Raw genomic sequence first — 15,964 nt, 5'->3', positions numbered from 1 at the left:
ACAACCAGCCATGACCTACGCCATCTACGATACCGCGACAGGCACCCTAATCAGCACCGGTGACGTGGTGGCCAGTCCGTTGCCTTCCGGCATGAGCGCGACTACCGTAACCAGCATTGACGGTATATGGAACCCCACGACGCACGTATTTGATCCTGCCCCAGTGGTGCACCCGCCGATCCCCAAATCCACAATTATCAAGCGCCTGACCGTGGCCGAATTCACGGCATTTAAAAACAGCACGGACGCCAATATCGAGTATTTTTGGGAAATGTTCCGCGCCGCTGATTCGGTGGATCCGAACGATACATTTACGCAAAACGGGTTCGCCTACGCCACCTCCATCGGTATCCTGGCATCTGGCCGGACTGCGCAGATACTGGCATGAGCGACTGGGGCATCACAGATTCTGCGAGCTACGCTGCTGGCATATATCTCGTCCCGGTATCGGGCGCTGCCAATACCAAGGGTGCATGGCTACAGGTTATCGCCTCCACGCCACAGGATTACTCAGGATTGTGGGTGCAGCTGCGTGGTGCAACTACCAATAATTCGCTGTTCGATATTGCTATCGGCGCGGCAGGCTCTGAAATTGTTGTAGCGCCCAACCTTTTCTGTGGGCCGAAGCCAGTCCCTGATTCGTTCGGGTCGTTGTTTACCATCCCGCAGAGCATTCCGGCTGGGACCAGGGTGGCAGTGCGTGCCCAGTCTGATGTCGCATCAGTCAACTGCAATATTATGGTAGGGTTTTTTGCTGGATCATTCACCGCGCTGCCGCCCGCCGGCAATTTAATCGACATGGGTACCGACCTAACAACATCACGCGGGACAGCGCTGGTCATTCCGGCATCAGGATCGAGTGCATGGACACAGTTAATCGCCGCTACACCTGCCGATATTAAAAAACTGATTATTTTTATCGGAGGTGCCGGAGCGGAGACGCAGGCTACGCTGGATTTTGCTGTGGGCGCTGCCGGCGCTGAGCAAATTATCATGGGGGGTGTCGGGTATCTGATCCGGGCAACTTCTGGCACCATCGGGCAATCTGGACCCTCTCTATTGGGGCCTCTACCCATCCCAATACCATCCGGCAGCCGCCTATCAATGCGGGCGACATTCGTGGGTGGTACGGGCGAAACCACCTACGTATCTATACTGGGGATTACATAATGGCGGTTACATCCAATCAGTCCGGCAGCACTACTCCGGTCATCGGCACTGAAACGTTCCTCGGCACGGCAATCACAGCAGCCGGGGTATACGTGCTGGTTTTAGATACGAATGCCATGCTCAACGGCGATACGCTGGTGATGCGCGCGTACACCAAGGCCAAGGGCGCGAGCGTGTCACGTATCGCCTATGTGGGTGCGATTTCCAACATCCAGATCGACCCGAACAAATACAGCATCCCGATCCCGGTCGATACGGAGATCAAATTCTCGATCACGCAGACCACTGGCACAGCGCGGGCGTTTGACTGGAACATCCTCAGCTTATGAGCTCGCGTTATGGTGCGCTGTATCTGGTCAGCAGCACCGGCACAGCCACAGCCATCACAGCATCAGACAGTTACCTATTTTCCGTTACAGAATCGCTCGGTTTATTAAGCCGCTCAGACACCGTTGATACATTTACCCCGGGCATTACAGAGTCCATTAATTTATTAAGCCGTTCAGATACCGTTGACACGCTTACCCCAAGCGTTACTGATACCGCCGCTGTCATCGCGGCTTTGCTGACATCCGATACGCTCACTCCATCTATCGTCGAGGCACAGGATTCGTTAGTTTCTAGCGCCCTATCCGATGCATTCACATTGACGCTGGGTGAGGCGCAGGGGTCATTGCTATTCAGTAGCGTTACTGACGTTGCAACAATAAGCGTCACTGATACCGCCGCGCTGCTGGTCGCAATTTCTGGTTCAGATACCTACGTCGTCAGCATTACCGATGCTGCTACGGCAGCAGCAACATTTACAGCCAATGCTGTCGCGGATGCATTGTCATTGAGCTTTACAGAGATAGCCAGCGTCGTGGCAACCAACTTCTGGACAGAGAAAGCACAGACTGTAACGGTTTGGGCAGCCAAGGACAACGCCTCGACCGTTTGGACAGATAAGACAAATGCAGCACCTGATTGGAGCGCCACATAATGTCGCATGAGCATATCGGACCGAGCATCACGGTCAAGCTGGTACTGGAAAAATTCGACGGCGATGCCAAGCCGGGCGATGTTCCGGTTGAAGTGATCGAGCGCGAAGAAACGATTACAGACCCACACAGAATCGAACAAATAATGAATGGAGTTTCACCATGGGAATGACCACAGCTTACCGGGATTACATCGCGTCCGTTACCACTGGAGGCGCAGTTACGGCTTTCAACAACGCCAATAGCTACCTTGGAGTCGGTGACAGCACAACCGCTTTTGCTGCTGCTCAGACTGACTTGCAGGCTGCGACGAACAAGCTGCGCAAGGCCATGGAAGCTACTTATCCAACGCTTGCCACGAACGTAATCACTTTCCGGTCCCTGTTCGGCACTGCTGATGCGAATTTTGCATGGGCGGAATGGGGCGTCTTCAACGCAGCCACAGCCGGTACGATGATGAGCCGCAAGGTAGATGCCCTCGGCACCAAGACCAGCGCGCAAAGCTGGCAGCTCACCGCAACCATCACGATCAATGCCGGTTAATCAATGATCCCTCTTGGCACCCTTTCGCTCGACGCTCCGGCCTATGGACAGCATGCAACGGTAGCGAATAACTGCGTCCCCTATATCGACTATTACGGGCCGTTCTATGCTCCGGTAGCGTATACGCCAGCATCGACAGAAGCGGCGCTGGGCGCATTTGCAAGCCGGTCAAGTGCTGGAACGCCATACAACTTTATCGGCGGAGCGGCAAAACTACAGAAGATCACCTCTGCCGCATGGGAAGATGTAAGCAAGCTGGGCGGATATACGACCGGTCCTGAGTTGCGCTGGGATTTCACCACCTTTGGCGACCGGGTGATCGCCACCAACAGCTCCAACCCTCCGCAGAGTTTTGTCATGGGTACGTCGGTAGATTTTGCTGACCTGTCCGCATCGGCTCCACAAGCCAAGACCGTGGCAACGGTACGCGGGTTTGTCATGTTCGGAAACATCAACGCCTATCCCAACCGGGTGCAATGGTCGGCGCTGGAAAACCCGACGGATTATGTCGCATCCGTTTCCACGCAGTCAGATAGTCAGGACTTGTTCGGCGAATCGGATATTGGTCAGGTGCAGAAAATCGTCGGCGGAGAATACGCAACGATTTTCATGGAAAAAGGCATTTTCCGTGGCACCTATGTGGGCGGGACAACCATATTTACCTTTGACCAGATCATTCGCGGTATCGGTACGCCAGCCGGAGGAAGCGTCGCCAGCTATGGGGATTTCATTTTCTTCCTCGGCAATGACGGGTTTTACCAGATGTCCGGCGCGGGACTCATTCCTATCGGTGAAGGCACGGTCAATAAATCATTCTTCAACGAAGTCAAGACTTCCGATTACTGGCGCATGAATGGGGTCATTGATCCGCGCAATAGCCTGTATATCGTAGCTTATCCGACGCAAACCGGATCCCTGACCAAGTTTTTGATCTACAACTGGATCGCCAAAAAGTGGAGCACTGCGGAACCGGGAAACCTGGAGTGTCTGTTCACGTTTTTCAGCGAGTCCGCCGATGCCGATACAGTCGATACGTTGATAGGCAATCCCGATACCGGAGCCTATGCATCAACCTCACCGGATTCTTCGCTATTCATCGGCGGGAAACCCTTGCTGGCCGGGATTGATACCACGCATAGCGCGGTTGTGTTCAATGGCGCGGAATTGACTGCGACTATCGAGACCGCAGAAACGCAGATCAGCATGGGCATGAAAACCACGGTCAAACTGGTCACGCCTATGGTGGAAGGTACTGGTGCGACTCAGGTTCAGGTCGGCGGCAGAAATAACGTACAAAATGCTGTGAGTTACAGCACCGCCGCAACAGTCAACAGCGAAGGCGAAGCCTGCCTGTTTAACACGGCGCGTTATCAGCGCGCGAAACTCACTCTGTCGGGTGGATTTTCCAAGGCTTACGGCGTCGATTTCCAAGCTGTTCCAGCAGGTAAATACTGATGAGCATACGCGCCACTTACCCGACATGGCAGGAGGCAATACGCGCCATTGCGACATTCTGGAATGCCAACTTCAACGGCACCAATCGCCTGATACGCGGCGTCGATACGACGGATGACGCCATCATCGACAGCGCTACAACAGGCCTTGTCCTCAAAGATACTGCCGGAGTGTACTGGCGCGTATCGGTCAGCACCACCGGAGTTTTAACGACGACCAACATCGGATCGATCAAGCCTTGAAAGCAGAGTTTCAGTGGGTAGACCCGAAAGACATACGCAACGTCTGGCAGACCATCAAGCCCGGTCTTGAAATTACTGCTAAAAAAGCCCCCGGCGGATGGATACCAGAAGATGTGTATCTCAGCCTGAAAACGGGCGATTCGGTGCTGCACCTAGTCACCGCAGAGAGTTATTACAGGGGTTTTCTGATAAGCAAGTCGCTCGACACCAACGAGGGCAGAAAACTGCTGTTATGGATTACTTACGGCGATGCCAGCGGCGATATCTTCTCTGACAACATGGAAACAATACGGGATTGGGCATCGAATATCGGCGCCGTCAAGATCCAATTCCAGTCGCCGCGCAAGGGTTGGGAGCGGGTTGGCGCAAAACTCGGTTTCAAGCCAACGATGGTAATTTATGAATGTGATGTGTGAGGAAAACAACCATGGATAAGTCCAAATGAGCGGCGGCGGCGGAAGCACCACCAGCAAATCTATTGCTGAGCCACCAGCAGAGACCAAGCCCTACCTGGCCCCGTATCTTGACCGCGCCAATGCCTTGTCTACTGCGCCCTATCAGAACTATGGTGGACAGACTGTAGCCGGACTGAATCAAGACCAGAACACTGCGTTCAGTATGGTCAGGAACCGCGCAACGAACGGTAGCCCGGTACAGGGGATGGCTAATTACGATGCGTACCAGACCCTGCAAGGTAAATACCTTGATCCGGCTTCGAACCCGTGGCTATCCAAGACCTACAACGCCGCCGCCACTGACATGAAGAATAATTTCAATAATACGGTCATGCCATCGGTGAATTCCACCTTCTCGCTGGCTGGGCGTTACGGCTCTGGAGCGCACCAGACTGCCGTGAACAATGCGCAGAATACGCTTGGGCGAGAACTTGGAAACATGGGCACACAGATTTACGGCACCAACTATGGCAACGAGCGGCAGAACCAGATGGCAACGATGCAGGCCGCTCCGGGCCTTGCCAGTGCGGATTATGCCGACGCCAGCGCATTGATGGGAGCAGGCGATGCACAGCGCGCCTTCCAGCAACAGAATCTGGCTGACGCGTACAAGCGCTGGCAGGATGCGAAACAGGCGCCATATACGAACCTGGATGTGATGGGAAATGCCATACAGACCACAATGGGCGCAGGCGGAACAACAACCGCTTATGGGCGCGGTAACAATACTGGACAACTTGTCGGGGCGGGTTTGACTGCTGCCGGTTTACTTGCTTAAGGAAAACATCATGTACAAAATCAGGGGCGCGAATTGACCGGCGTGGAAACCGCAGCGGCACTGGCTGCGGCGGGGAGCGGCGCAGCGGCAGCAGGTGGAGCAGCGGCAGCGGGTACGGCGGCAGCGGCAGGAACCGCCGCAACCATTACCGCATCCGAAGCAGCGGCTTTGGGCCTGACCGCATCACAAGCCGCAGCAGCCTCAGCGGCAGGGATGACGGCAGCAGAAGCGGCAGCGGCAGCGGGTACGGCTGGTGCGGCTGGAACTGCGGCAGGGGCAGGAACTGCGGCTACTGGTGCAGCGGCAGCGGGCGCAGAAACCAGCGGATTACTCGCCAGTGGACAACAGGCATCCATGCTGGCCGCACAGAATGCCGGACTGGAAGGCGCAACCGCCGCAACGAATGCGGGGTTATCCAGCAACGCCGGTTTGCTGGCTCAACAAGCGCCTGCGCAGGTGGTTGACCAGTCTACACAGGCCGGTCTATACGACAACCTGAATTATCAGACTAACGGCAATCTTGGCGCAACGCAGGACTGGCTGGGGCAGAAGCCTTTGGGTAATGGCGAGCTATCGCCGACGCGCGGCAAGCTGATTGCGCAGGGCGGCAAGGCAATGGCGCAACCACAGCAGCCGCAGGGCGGGGCATCGGCGGCAGCTCCGCCAGTCAGGTCAATGGGGCAATATTTGCCAACGGCTAACCCCTATGCGCCACAACAGCCGCAAATGATTCAAGGCCAGCAGCCGTATGTCGGCATGGCAGACTATATGCGTCGGAGGTTCTAAATGGGGCTGTTAGATATGTTGCAAAGCGATCCCAACAAGCAGCAGGCGTTGCGGCAGGGGTTGTTGAATGCCGGTATCCAGATGCTGGCAGGCGGGCCGCAGGACTTTGGCACGTCATTGGGGCAAGGCCTTGGGGCTGGGGTCAAGTCGTATCAGGACAAGCTCAAGGCTTATAACGACAGCCTCGCCCGTCAAAACATGGTGAAGGCGGCAACCAAGCCAGCCGTTCCTGCCATCCCTGCTAAATACAGCATTGGCGGCACTACCGGCAATGCTGATTATGCCAATATGGCTGCCGATCAGAATAAGGCGATCAATAGCATGGCAACGCCTTATGATGCGCCGTTGCCCGAACAGCCTGTACAGACTCAAGCAGAGCAACCCGGGCAACCGGCGAGTTTTGATTTCGGCGCCATGGCGCAACATATCATGGCTTCACCCGATGCGCCGCCCGAGTTGCAGAAGCTGGCAATGGATTACTATGCCAAGCAGCAAGAACCCAAAGCGCCTGAGGCGTATTCCCTTTCGCCCGGCCAGGTGAGATTTAGCGCGGATGGCAAGCAGATTGCTGCCGTCCCGGCAAACCCAACACAGAATGCCTCGGCGATCGGAAAGTTGATTGCGGAACGGGATGCGCTGCCACCGGGCGATCCTAATCGCGCGCTGTACGATGAAGCCATCCAGAAAAATGCCACGCATGCGCCCGCCGCGCAGATGAACAACTACGGTTCCCCCGTAGCCGGTTTGGGGCCAGACGGTAAGCCGGTATTTTTCCAGCCCAGCAAGGGCGGCGGTGCGCCATCGATTGTGCCAGGCGTGACGCCTATGGCAGACCTGAAAATACAGGCGCAAAAGAATAAAGACGAGACCGCATTATCCAGTAGTTTTAATTCAATGGACAGGCTTGCGGCTGCGGCCAATGAAGTATTGCATTCACCGGGCTTGGCTGGTGTGTATGGAATACGTGGAGCGATTCCAAACATCCCCGGATCAGAGGCGGCCAATGCCGCCGCCTTGCTGAACACGCTAAAATCTCAAGTGGGATTTAGTGTGCTTCAAGAAATGCGCAATAACTCCAAGACTGGGGGGGCATTGGGCCAGGTTACCGATATGGAAAACAAGTTGTTGCAAGAAAACCTTGCTGCGCTTGAAAAATCACAGTCTGTTGAACAAGCCAAAGCCAGTCTGCAAAAGATCATCGATTACACGAGCGCCGCAAAAGACAGGATGTCTGGTGCATATAATCGCCAATGGTCAGGACAGAATGATCAGATACCATCAGTACAGCCGACACAGTCTGAGTCAGACTTCATCAAATCGCGCCGTGCGGCTGGGATGTCAGATGCGCAAATAGCGGCTGAAATGACACAGAACGCAAAGCCAAAAACAGTCAAGGAATTGCCGAAGAAGCCGCCCGCTGGCGTTGACGCCAAGTTGTGGCAATACATGACTCCCGAGGAGCGCAAGTTATGGCAGAAATGACGCTTGATCAGCAGCGCGCGATGGCGCTGGCCGCAGCCAGAATGCGCGCTGCTGGCGATACGTCTGCTGCGAGTAATGTGCCTGCTGCTGTTGATGCACCAAAGACTACTTTCCCTGGAGAAGGTCTGTTGCGTGGCATATACGACCCAGTCACCGGGTTAGCGCAGGGCGCGTATAACATGCTCCCAAAATCAGTACAGAATGCTGGCGATCATCTGAATGACTTTATCGCGAATAAAACAGGGCTGCTTCCTAAAATTGGTTCCGGGGGATTTAATGCCGCGATCTCAAAAAATGAAGCTGACTACCAACAGCGCCAAGGCGGGGGAATAGACCTTCCGCGCATCGCCGGCAATGTTGTAAGCCCAATCAATGTATTGATGGCCCTTAAAGCGCCACAAGTCGCAACACTAGCGCAGAGAGTGATTCAAGGTGCTGCGATTGGTGCCGGTCAGTCTATGGCTATGCCGGTTACGCAAGGTGACTACTGGAACGAGAAGGCGAAGCAGGGGAATACAGGTATGGCCGTGGGGGGTGCGCTGCCCATGGTAGCCGGTGGAGTCGCTCGTATGGTCAGCCCTCGCGCATCAGTCAATCCAGATATTGCGCTACTCAGGTCTAAAGGCGTCAATCCGACTATTGGGCAGGCGCTTGGCGGCATGGCGAATACCGCAGAGCAGAAAGCCACTAGCCTGTTCGGGGTGGGAGACTCTATCAAAAATGCACGGGAGAGAGCGCGCAACCAGTTCAATAAGGCTGTGATTAACGATGCACTTGCACCAGTTGGAGGCAAGGTCAATGATATTGGATATTCTGGTGTAAAACAGGCAGGGGATATAATTTCAAACGCATATGATGATGCGCTGGCAGGCCTGAAAGGTGTCTCACTCGACAACATAGGGAGAGCCAAACTGACCAACCTGCAGTCTATGGCTACCAACATGCCAGAACCAACCAGGAAACAATTTAACCGAATTGTGAATAATGTCATGCTTCAGCGTATGTCGCCTAAACATGGCATGACTGCCGAAACATTCAAGATGGTTGATTCTGAACTGGGAGCAAAAGCGGCAAGTTACGGAAAATCCGCCATGGCGAGCGAGCGTGAACTGGGCGATGCTTTACTGGAAGCGCAGAGCATTCTACGCGATCAGGCAGCTCGACAGAATCCTGTTTATGCCGCAGGCCTGGAAAAGGCAAACGCAGCATGGGCCAAGCTGGTACGGGTTGAGGGTGCCGCAAAAAGCTCTACAGTGAACGATGGAATATTTACGCCAGGCCAATACTTGGGAGCCATTAAATCGAACTCCAAGGCAGCGCGCGGGAGAGATTTCTCACGCGGGTCTGCGCTTGGCCAGGAACTGGGCGCGGCGGGTCAACGGGTGCTGGAGAACACCTACCCTGATTCGGGTACGGGTGGGCGCATGATGCCTATGCTGCAAGGTGCTGGAGCAATCGCTAATCCTATCGCAACTGTTGTAGGTACGGTGCTTGGAATGGGAGCGTACACCCCGGCAATGCAAAAGGCGCTTGTGGCCTCAATCAGCAAACGTGGCGCCTCAGCTCCTCTTACCGCGAAAGAAATTAGGAAACTTGCACCCGTTCTGAATCCACTTGCGATAGGCCTCATAAATAATCGGAAATAGATACCCGTAAAACAGCGCAGATAGCACAACCACGTAAATAATACGGATAAATTGTTCGTCATTCATAACTACCTCCCAGCCTGCATTACGCAGGTTTTTTTTCGTCTAAAGGTTACCAATGCCTATTAAAAACTGGAGCACCACTGCCGCGTCAAACACTTCTCCTCCTCCTAATGGAGCGCCTGAAGGCTGGGCAATGTCTGACATCAACAACGTCATGCGCCAGGTCATGGCCGATGTCCGCACGCTTGCCGCTTCAGGAAGCATCGCCTCTGCATCCACTACCGATCTGGGCAGCCTTGACGCGACCTTTCTAACTGTGACCGGAGCAATCGGCATCAATTCATTCGGCACAGTGGATGCGGGTATTTACAAGATTATCACGTTTGACAGTGCGCTGACAATTACCTACAACGCAACCAGCATGATCTTGCCGGGCGCCGTGGACAAGGTGACGGCTGCCGGTGACACGGCTTTATTTGTCTCGCTGGGCGCCGGTAACTGGAAATGCGTATTTTATGGCGCAAGCACTGGATATGCTGCGCTGGCAGGTAATTCCGCGCAGACATTCGATGTAGCCGCTGCAACTGCTGGCAGCCATGCCGTCAACAAGACGCTGGCAGACGCCCTCTACACCCCAATATCCTATTCCACGCAAGGCGCATTTGGTGCCGATACCACCCTGACAACGTCTCAGGTTCTCGGGCAGAGTTATTCCTTACTGAGCGGCATTACGGTCACCCTCCCTAACGCCCCTGCGGGTGGCAACGTCACGTTTTTCGCGGACTCCGCCACATCCTGCTATGTCACTATCCCCAGCGGGATTTACATCCGGCTGCCGGATGGGACAGCAATTAATACCGGGCTGACCTACGAACTACCACCGTATTGCACGCTGGAACTTCTTTCCAATGGGGCGGGCGCGGGGTGGGATGTCATTCGGACCACAGGCAAAAACATTATTCAGAACGCGACCGTCGCCAATCAGCCAGTGGCGTATGGGCAGGCTTTTACGCTGGGACAATCTTGGCAAGAAGTAACCGGCAGCCGGGCTTCCGGGGTGACGTACACGAACAGCACGGGGAAGGCCATCTTCATCAGTATCAGAAGTCAACAAGCCTCATCGGGCTACACCAACCTGGTTATAGACGGCCTTCCTGTAGGTACGCAGCAGCAAAACACGATCGCAGGTGGCGGAACAATTTCATCTGTCATTCCGAACGGGTCAACGTATCGCTACGACACGACGAACAACTGCTTTATCTACGAACTGAGGTAATTAAATGCAGACATTCAAAGACACAGTAACTGGGCAAGTTTGGCAGTTCGAAGACGATGTAGCTGATATTCACGCGTTTCCGTCTACCCCTGCGACGCTGGTGCCCTATACCCTGCCTGTCCCTACCACAGCAGAACTAAAGGCATCCGCTGATGCGGCTGCATGGGCCACTTATCAAGCGCAGGCCCGTGCCGCATTAGCCGCGTCTGACACGACGATAATCCGCTGTGTGGAAAACAGCGTGGCGGTTCCCGTCGCATGGGTAAGCTACCGGGCCAGCCTGCGGTCCATCGTCGGCGCGGAATCGGGAGACCCAACACAACCATTGCCTGCCAAACCGGCCTATCCGGCGGGAACATGAAACATGATCCCATTCCTGATCTTCCTGTCCGCGGTTGCTGACCGGGTACGTGGCGACAGAATCCGCATCTGGTATTTCGACAGTAACCACAGGCTGCCCGCTTACATCTTTCTCGGCTGGACGTTTGCGGCGCTATCTGGACATGTGCTGGACTGGCTGACGTTGCCCATTATGCTGGCGATTATTGCCGGGGCGAGTCCGGGGCTATCGCAGCCAATGGGAGCGCTACTCAATGGCGGCACTGACCAGGGCGAGCCGGAACGGTGGCAAGTCGGGATGCTGAAAACCAATGCGCTGCTGGCCTGCATTGTGCGCGGTGTGATGTGGGGGCTGCCGGTATCTCTGCTGGCGTACTTCGACCATCGGCTGATATGGGCGCTGCCTGCCTATGCCATCGCCTTCCCCGGCGCGATTCTGGTCGCCAGATACTTGTTGAAATCGGATTGGGAAAAGGCCGAGTTTCTGCGCGGAGGAATTGCCGCCAGCCTGTTTATCCTGTTCGGCATGATGTAACCGAACTAACCACGTAAGCCGCTTGATTGCGGCTTTTTTTTCGCCATCAATAAGGCTTCCTATGGAAACAACGCATCTGTTTGAGATTGTCATCGGCGCCATTAATCTGCTTTTAGGATGGCTGATTCGCATTTTGTGGGAATCCAATCGAGACTTGAAGCAGGCAGACATGGATCTAGCTGATAAGGTGCAAAAAATTGAAATCCTTGTAGCAGGCGATTACATAAAACGCCATGAGGTCGATGCCAAATACGACGCCCTATTCGCTAAGCTGGACAGGATCGAGGACAAGCTCAGCCGCAAGGTGGACAGATAGCCATGACCCCCATAACCGACGAAGCCGGTCTGCAAGCCATTACCGGATGCACCAGCGCCGAGTATAGCGAGGAGTTCGAGGCAGTGACGTTTACCTTTGGCACGCAGACGCTTTACGTTGTTGTCGAGTTTGAGGATAGCGAGCCTGTCCTGTCTTTTTACACAGCACAAAAGGTACTCCAATAAAATGCCATCCGCGATGCCGAAAGCAGACGAAGTAAGGGCGATGTATCAGAAATGGTGCGCAGCAAAAAAACCGCCAATCGAGTCATTTGCGCGAAATATTGGGGAACCGGCATCGACGGTCAGGCGCTGGATAAATCAGTACGTTGTGCGGCTGGAAGTGGCGGAAGCGCCGGAGTTTGAAATAGCCGAAATACCCGACGCACTCCTGCCGGTCGAGGACTTGGTAGAACGCAGAAAACGCCAGTTCGCGCAGAAGAAAAAACACGAGGAAGCCCGCAAGCTCATTCCCATCAAGATCAAGAAAACTGGCGCTATCGGGATATTGCATTACGGCGACCCGCACGTTGACGATGACGGCACTGACTTGTCATTGCTCGAACACCACATGCACCTGACCAATACCGTAGAGGGGCTTTACGGTGCCAACATCGGCGACACGACGAACAACTGGGTAGGGCGTCTCGCTCGGCTCTACGCGGCACAGTCCACCAGCGCAGCCGAGTCATGGCAGCTTGCGGAATGGTTTATTCGCGGCACGAACTGGATGTACATGATCGGCGGCAACCATGACGCATGGTCTGGCGATGGCGACCCGATACGCTGGATTGCTGGAGAGATAAACGCGACCTATCAGGACAGCGAAGCGCGGCTGCAACTCAACTTCCCGAATGGGAAACACGTGCGCATCAATGCGCGCCACGACTTCACCGGCCATAGCATGTACAACCCGGTACACGGCGCGACCAAGGCGCTGCACTTTGGCATCCGCGACCATGTGGCTGTATGCGGTCACAAGCACGTAAGCGGATATGGCGTACTCAAAGACCCGGACAGCGGCATCACCATGCACGCGCTACAGATTGCCAGTTACAAGGTATATGACCGATATGCAAGGGAAAAGGGTTTCCGGGATCAAGCCCTAAGCCCGTGCGCTGTAACCGTCATCAATCCAGACCTTGACCCGCAAAGCCCGGACCTGATCAAAGTATTTTGGGATGCTGACGAGGGTGCGAATTATCTCAAGTTCCTACGCAGGAAGAAATGACCCCGTAAATGACCCTGTAAATGACCCCGCAACACGTCGCCGCCTAGCGGCTTTTTTTATGCCCTAATTAGGAGTAACACCATGCTTATCTCATTTGTAATCGGCGTAGTAATCGGCCTGCTAATCTCCGCGGCAGTCGTTGAAAAATACATGGGCAGCGAGGTAGCGGCCAAAGTCAAGGCCGGGGTGGAAGAGGTCAAGGCCGAACTGGACAAGGCGCACGCCGCCTACCGCGCCGAAGCCACCGCAGCCAATGCAAAGCTGCAAGCCAAGCTGGTACAGGCGCACAGCGCACTTGAGCAAGTCCGCAAAGACCTTGCCGACAAGATCGCTCCAAAGTAACAAAACATCACTTTTCTTTCTGAGGAAACAATGCGCCTAGTTGACAACCTTGTGGTATGGGGAGGCGTCGCACTGTGCCTGATCCCTACTGTGCTGATTGTTCCTGTCCTGCTGTTACTACCGGGTGGCAATACTACGCGCAATATCCTGATTGGGATCGACCAGCTTTGGAACGCGTTAGCCCGTGGCAACCCAACGCAAACAATCAGTGCTCGAGCCTGGATGAGCCGGGGAGATGCGCGCTGGATGTTGCTGGTCAAGATTCTGGACCAGATTCAGCCTGACCATTGCAGGCAGGCGTTTTTGAATGAAGTAGCAGCAGCGAAAAGGCTAGTGTATGGACCCAAATGATGAAGGAACCATGCGCGAAGAAATCATGCGCGCTGAGGCCGAGGCTTTCCGGTACTCGGTATTGCAGCCGGTCGGCTATTGCCATTGGTGCGAAACTCCAGTGCGCGGCTCTGCGCTGTTCTGTCCTGGGGTGGAATGCCGAGACGATTGGGAGCGCGACCATCGCATGCGCCGTATCAGTTATGGAGTTAGATAATGCTACCTGAAGACTTCATCACCGCACTGACGCCTGGAGCCAAGGCTTGCGAAGAGAAATACGGCATCCCTGCTGGCTTCACGATTGCGCAGGCTGCGCTCGAATCTGGATGGGCCACCAGCAGACTGAGCCGCGCATGTTTCAATCTTTTTGGTGTCAAGGCTGATCCGTCGTGGCATGGCGATACGGTTCTGTTACCAACCAAAGAACAAGACAAGAACGGCGTCGTGCGCACCGAAATGGCGAAGTGGCGCAGGTATAAAACATGGTCTGAATCACTGGAAGATCACGCCATGTTTCTACGTGACAATCCTCGGTATCGCAAGGCGTTTGAGCATAAAGACAGCATCGGATTTGCACAGGCTGTAGCTGATGCAGGCTATGCGACGGATATTCGATACGCGCAAAAGCTGATATCGGTTATCAATAAGCACAAATTGGAGGCTGTATGAACGCCATTACCAAAATCCTGAAAGACAGCTTCACCATTGCCAACGGCAACGATTACGACATTGGCCGCATCCTGTGGGCGCTTGGCGTGCTGACGTTCTGCTTCCTGGCTGGATGGGCGATTATCAAAAACCACCAGGCGTTTGACGCAATGAGCTACGGAGGAGGTCTGGCAGCGGTACTGGCGGCAGGCGGTGCTGCGCTGGGCATGAAACAGAAAACGGAGGCGCCATAATGTTTGCTGGACTATTCGCAGCCTTTGCACCATACCGACTAATTGCCTCTATTATCGCCGTGGCTGCATTATTTGGCGGGACGTATATCTACGCTCAGCACCGGCAATACCAAGCCGACAGCGCAGCATATGCGGCTCAGACGCTGGCAATATCACAAGCCGCATCCAAAGCGCTTCAAGCAGCCAATGATAAAGCTGCCGCAGTAGAGCAATCCCTGCAATCAACCAAAGATCAACTGGAGATTCAAAATGCACAGTCCAAAAAGGCTATTGATGCTGCCCTTGCTGTTAATCGCAAGCTCGCTACTGGTGCAGGGCTGCGCGACCCCGGTAGTCGTACCGCCTGTAGTGGCACGGTGTCCAAAGATACCGGCTCCACCGGCATCGATACAGCTACCACCACCGAGCCAGCCCGATTATCAGATACGGCTGCGGAATTTCTTCTCACCTTCGCCTACGACGCCGATCAAGTAGCTGCGTATGCGCAGACCTGCCACGATTGGGCAATGAGCGTTACAGGGAAATAGTGTGCTATTTGCACATTTCGTGGTGAATGTGTGCAAAATTGTCAGAAATTTGTACACATTATGCAGAAGGTGCTAGTTTTTGGCACTTTGTGTGCATGATGGGCATTTCCAAGAATCTTGGTCTGTCTGACAAGGTATTTTACCTAGCGTTTTATCCTCGTTCCACGGGTGCAGTGCCATCTCTATTCCTCCTTCATCCGCATATTTTTAGGCTTGTATAAAATAGCCATCGTTAAAATAATCAATCAGTTGCGCAATACAAAAACGATATAGGCGACATTGGAGACTGTGCTGGGTGTTGTCTATATCTAGTTAGCCGCCGCCAGCACACGCCAGCGGCAGGCCGTAAATCAGAAAGCCGCGATCCGTGCGCCTAGAATCTCGGAGTATTGCCACATCACGTCGTTCTGTTGTTTCAGGCGCTCCTGTTCTGCGGCGTCCAGCGTTTCAAAAATCGGGCTGTTCCCGATAAAGTTGCTGAGTGCGGTGGCCTTCTTGTCCAGTTCGGTCTTCTCATCAACTACGCGCTGTTGGTGTGGTTGCAGTTCCATGCTGTTCCTTTCAGTTGTGCCGCGTTTTCAGCGTGTCGCGGCTAACACGTCATTCCACCGGACGGGCGATAAAGCC

Annotated in this window: 25 protein-coding genes; 24 read left to right on the top strand and 1 reads right to left on the bottom strand. The window is 54.5% G+C overall.

All coding sequences use genetic code 11. The features are described 5' to 3' along the window. The first annotated feature begins 10 nt into the window (after positions 1-10). The 24 genes from ACYCZJ_RS13230 (at position 11) to ACYCZJ_RS13115 (ending at position 15,337) form a co-directional block, all read left to right on the top strand. Positions 11-388 (top strand): hypothetical protein, encoded by a 378-nt coding sequence (locus ACYCZJ_RS13230; protein ID WP_461554697.1) that lies wholly within the window; start codon positions 11-13, stop codon positions 386-388. Next, positions 385-1,170, top strand: a complete 786-nt coding sequence (locus ACYCZJ_RS13225) for a hypothetical protein (RefSeq protein ID WP_461554696.1) — start codon at positions 385-387, stop codon at positions 1,168-1,170. Before ACYCZJ_RS13230 ends, ACYCZJ_RS13225 begins: the two co-directional genes overlap by 4 nt. Next, positions 1,170-1,499: a hypothetical protein gene (locus ACYCZJ_RS13220; protein WP_461554695.1), complete on the top strand. Its 330-nt coding sequence runs from the start codon at positions 1,170-1,172 to the stop codon at positions 1,497-1,499. The genes ACYCZJ_RS13225 and ACYCZJ_RS13220 overlap by 1 nt, the downstream gene beginning before the upstream one ends. Then, complete coding sequence (locus tag ACYCZJ_RS13215; protein ID WP_461554694.1) at positions 1,496-2,152, top strand: hypothetical protein; 657 nt, start codon at positions 1,496-1,498, stop codon at positions 2,150-2,152. The genes ACYCZJ_RS13220 and ACYCZJ_RS13215 overlap by 4 nt, the downstream gene beginning before the upstream one ends. Beyond that, a complete protein-coding gene (locus tag ACYCZJ_RS13210) occupies positions 2,152-2,322 on the top strand; it encodes a hypothetical protein (RefSeq protein ID WP_461554693.1) in 171 nt (56 codons plus the stop codon). The genes ACYCZJ_RS13215 and ACYCZJ_RS13210 overlap by 1 nt, the downstream gene beginning before the upstream one ends. Then, on the top strand, positions 2,313-2,693 hold the full coding sequence (locus ACYCZJ_RS13205; RefSeq protein ID WP_461554692.1) for a hypothetical protein: 381 nt from the start codon (positions 2,313-2,315) through the stop codon (positions 2,691-2,693). The genes ACYCZJ_RS13210 and ACYCZJ_RS13205 overlap by 10 nt, the downstream gene beginning before the upstream one ends. Positions 2,694-2,696: 3 nt before the next feature. Then, on the top strand, positions 2,697-4,148 hold the full coding sequence (locus ACYCZJ_RS13200) for a hypothetical protein (protein WP_461554691.1): 1,452 nt from the start codon (positions 2,697-2,699) through the stop codon (positions 4,146-4,148). Further along, positions 4,148-4,390, top strand: coding sequence for a hypothetical protein (locus ACYCZJ_RS13195; protein WP_461554690.1), 243 nt, complete (start codon positions 4,148-4,150; stop codon positions 4,388-4,390). Before ACYCZJ_RS13200 ends, ACYCZJ_RS13195 begins: the two co-directional genes overlap by 1 nt. After that, complete coding sequence (locus ACYCZJ_RS13190; protein ID WP_461554689.1) at positions 4,387-4,806, top strand: hypothetical protein; 420 nt, start codon at positions 4,387-4,389, stop codon at positions 4,804-4,806. The genes ACYCZJ_RS13195 and ACYCZJ_RS13190 overlap by 4 nt, the downstream gene beginning before the upstream one ends. A gap of 25 nt (positions 4,807-4,831) precedes the next feature. Continuing rightward, complete coding sequence (locus tag ACYCZJ_RS13185) at positions 4,832-5,623, top strand: hypothetical protein (RefSeq protein WP_461554688.1); 792 nt, start codon at positions 4,832-4,834, stop codon at positions 5,621-5,623. Between the two features lie 33 nt (positions 5,624-5,656). After that, positions 5,657-6,409 carry a hypothetical protein gene (locus ACYCZJ_RS13180; RefSeq protein ID WP_461554687.1) on the top strand — a complete coding sequence of 251 codons (753 nt, stop codon included), beginning with the start codon at positions 5,657-5,659 and terminating at the stop codon, positions 6,407-6,409. Next, entirely contained in the window at positions 6,410-7,891 is a 1,482-nt protein-coding gene (locus tag ACYCZJ_RS13175; protein WP_461554686.1) for a hypothetical protein, read from the top strand. Then, positions 7,879-9,537 (top strand): hypothetical protein, encoded by a 1,659-nt coding sequence (locus ACYCZJ_RS13170; protein ID WP_461554685.1) that lies wholly within the window; start codon positions 7,879-7,881, stop codon positions 9,535-9,537. The genes ACYCZJ_RS13175 and ACYCZJ_RS13170 overlap by 13 nt, the downstream gene beginning before the upstream one ends. Before the next feature lie 196 nt (positions 9,538-9,733). Continuing rightward, positions 9,734-10,816 (top strand): hypothetical protein, encoded by a 1,083-nt coding sequence (locus tag ACYCZJ_RS13165; protein ID WP_461554684.1) that lies wholly within the window; start codon positions 9,734-9,736, stop codon positions 10,814-10,816. A gap of 4 nt (positions 10,817-10,820) precedes the next feature. After that, positions 10,821-11,177: a hypothetical protein gene (locus ACYCZJ_RS13160; protein ID WP_461554683.1), complete on the top strand. Its 357-nt coding sequence runs from the start codon at positions 10,821-10,823 to the stop codon at positions 11,175-11,177. Between the two features lie 3 nt (positions 11,178-11,180). After that, positions 11,181-11,690, top strand: a complete 510-nt coding sequence (locus ACYCZJ_RS13155; RefSeq protein WP_461554682.1) for a hypothetical protein — start codon at positions 11,181-11,183, stop codon at positions 11,688-11,690. A 61-nt stretch (positions 11,691-11,751) separates the two neighbouring features. Continuing rightward, positions 11,752-12,006, top strand: coding sequence for a hypothetical protein (locus ACYCZJ_RS13150; protein ID WP_461554681.1), 255 nt, complete (start codon positions 11,752-11,754; stop codon positions 12,004-12,006). A 2-nt stretch (positions 12,007-12,008) separates the two neighbouring features. Next, positions 12,009-12,191, top strand: a complete 183-nt coding sequence (locus tag ACYCZJ_RS13145; protein ID WP_461554680.1) for a hypothetical protein — start codon at positions 12,009-12,011, stop codon at positions 12,189-12,191. Between the two features lies 1 nt (position 12,192). Continuing rightward, positions 12,193-13,236 (top strand): hypothetical protein, encoded by a 1,044-nt coding sequence (locus tag ACYCZJ_RS13140; protein ID WP_461554679.1) that lies wholly within the window; start codon positions 12,193-12,195, stop codon positions 13,234-13,236. A gap of 81 nt (positions 13,237-13,317) precedes the next feature. Continuing rightward, positions 13,318-13,578 carry a hypothetical protein gene (locus ACYCZJ_RS13135; protein ID WP_461554678.1) on the top strand — a complete coding sequence of 87 codons (261 nt, stop codon included), beginning with the start codon at positions 13,318-13,320 and terminating at the stop codon, positions 13,576-13,578. A gap of 30 nt (positions 13,579-13,608) precedes the next feature. Continuing rightward, positions 13,609-13,929, top strand: coding sequence for a hypothetical protein (locus ACYCZJ_RS13130; protein ID WP_461554677.1), 321 nt, complete (start codon positions 13,609-13,611; stop codon positions 13,927-13,929). 195 nt (positions 13,930-14,124) lie between these two features. Further along, a complete protein-coding gene (locus tag ACYCZJ_RS13125) occupies positions 14,125-14,577 on the top strand; it encodes a glycoside hydrolase family 73 protein (protein ID WP_461554676.1) in 453 nt (150 codons plus the stop codon). After that, positions 14,574-14,810 (top strand): hypothetical protein, encoded by a 237-nt coding sequence (locus ACYCZJ_RS13120; RefSeq protein WP_461554675.1) that lies wholly within the window; start codon positions 14,574-14,576, stop codon positions 14,808-14,810. Before ACYCZJ_RS13125 ends, ACYCZJ_RS13120 begins: the two co-directional genes overlap by 4 nt. Continuing rightward, positions 14,810-15,337: a hypothetical protein gene (locus ACYCZJ_RS13115; RefSeq protein ID WP_461554674.1), complete on the top strand. Its 528-nt coding sequence runs from the start codon at positions 14,810-14,812 to the stop codon at positions 15,335-15,337. The genes ACYCZJ_RS13120 and ACYCZJ_RS13115 overlap by 1 nt, the downstream gene beginning before the upstream one ends. Before the next feature lie 350 nt (positions 15,338-15,687). Here ACYCZJ_RS13115 and ACYCZJ_RS13110 read toward each other — a convergent pair whose 3' ends face one another. Continuing rightward, a complete protein-coding gene (locus tag ACYCZJ_RS13110) occupies positions 15,688-15,888 on the bottom strand; it encodes a crAss001_48 related protein (RefSeq protein WP_461554673.1) in 201 nt (66 codons plus the stop codon). Positions 15,889-15,964 lie beyond the last annotated feature (76 nt).

Source organism: Sulfuriferula sp., from assembly GCF_054605375.1.
Note: the sequence above shows the minus strand (reverse complement) of the source record. Positions and strands in the feature narration are given on the sequence as shown.

Coding starts and splice junctions, on each gene's coding strand:
- ACYCZJ_RS13230 (WP_461554697.1), top strand. CDS start 11: ATGACCTACGCCATCTACGATACCGCGACAGGCACCCTAATCAGCACC.
- ACYCZJ_RS13225 (WP_461554696.1), top strand. CDS start 385: ATGAGCGACTGGGGCATCACAGATTCTGCGAGCTACGCTGCTGGCATA.
- ACYCZJ_RS13220 (WP_461554695.1), top strand. CDS start 1,170: ATGGCGGTTACATCCAATCAGTCCGGCAGCACTACTCCGGTCATCGGC.
- ACYCZJ_RS13215 (WP_461554694.1), top strand. CDS start 1,496: ATGAGCTCGCGTTATGGTGCGCTGTATCTGGTCAGCAGCACCGGCACA.
- ACYCZJ_RS13210 (WP_461554693.1), top strand. CDS start 2,152: ATGTCGCATGAGCATATCGGACCGAGCATCACGGTCAAGCTGGTACTG.
- ACYCZJ_RS13205 (WP_461554692.1), top strand. CDS start 2,313: ATGGGAATGACCACAGCTTACCGGGATTACATCGCGTCCGTTACCACT.
- ACYCZJ_RS13200 (WP_461554691.1), top strand. CDS start 2,697: ATGATCCCTCTTGGCACCCTTTCGCTCGACGCTCCGGCCTATGGACAG.
- ACYCZJ_RS13195 (WP_461554690.1), top strand. CDS start 4,148: ATGAGCATACGCGCCACTTACCCGACATGGCAGGAGGCAATACGCGCC.
- ACYCZJ_RS13185 (WP_461554688.1), top strand. CDS start 4,832: ATGAGCGGCGGCGGCGGAAGCACCACCAGCAAATCTATTGCTGAGCCA.
- ACYCZJ_RS13175 (WP_461554686.1), top strand. CDS start 6,410: ATGGGGCTGTTAGATATGTTGCAAAGCGATCCCAACAAGCAGCAGGCG.
- ACYCZJ_RS13170 (WP_461554685.1), top strand. CDS start 7,879: ATGGCAGAAATGACGCTTGATCAGCAGCGCGCGATGGCGCTGGCCGCA.
- ACYCZJ_RS13165 (WP_461554684.1), top strand. CDS start 9,734: ATGTCTGACATCAACAACGTCATGCGCCAGGTCATGGCCGATGTCCGC.
- ACYCZJ_RS13160 (WP_461554683.1), top strand. CDS start 10,821: ATGCAGACATTCAAAGACACAGTAACTGGGCAAGTTTGGCAGTTCGAA.
- ACYCZJ_RS13155 (WP_461554682.1), top strand. CDS start 11,181: ATGATCCCATTCCTGATCTTCCTGTCCGCGGTTGCTGACCGGGTACGT.
- ACYCZJ_RS13150 (WP_461554681.1), top strand. CDS start 11,752: ATGGAAACAACGCATCTGTTTGAGATTGTCATCGGCGCCATTAATCTG.
- ACYCZJ_RS13145 (WP_461554680.1), top strand. CDS start 12,009: ATGACCCCCATAACCGACGAAGCCGGTCTGCAAGCCATTACCGGATGC.
- ACYCZJ_RS13140 (WP_461554679.1), top strand. CDS start 12,193: ATGCCATCCGCGATGCCGAAAGCAGACGAAGTAAGGGCGATGTATCAG.
- ACYCZJ_RS13135 (WP_461554678.1), top strand. CDS start 13,318: ATGCTTATCTCATTTGTAATCGGCGTAGTAATCGGCCTGCTAATCTCC.
- ACYCZJ_RS13130 (WP_461554677.1), top strand. CDS start 13,609: ATGCGCCTAGTTGACAACCTTGTGGTATGGGGAGGCGTCGCACTGTGC.
- ACYCZJ_RS13125 (WP_461554676.1), top strand. CDS start 14,125: ATGCTACCTGAAGACTTCATCACCGCACTGACGCCTGGAGCCAAGGCT.
- ACYCZJ_RS13120 (WP_461554675.1), top strand. CDS start 14,574: ATGAACGCCATTACCAAAATCCTGAAAGACAGCTTCACCATTGCCAAC.
- ACYCZJ_RS13115 (WP_461554674.1), top strand. CDS start 14,810: ATGTTTGCTGGACTATTCGCAGCCTTTGCACCATACCGACTAATTGCC.
- ACYCZJ_RS13110 (WP_461554673.1), bottom strand. CDS start 15,888: ATGGAACTGCAACCACACCAACAGCGCGTAGTTGATGAGAAGACCGAA.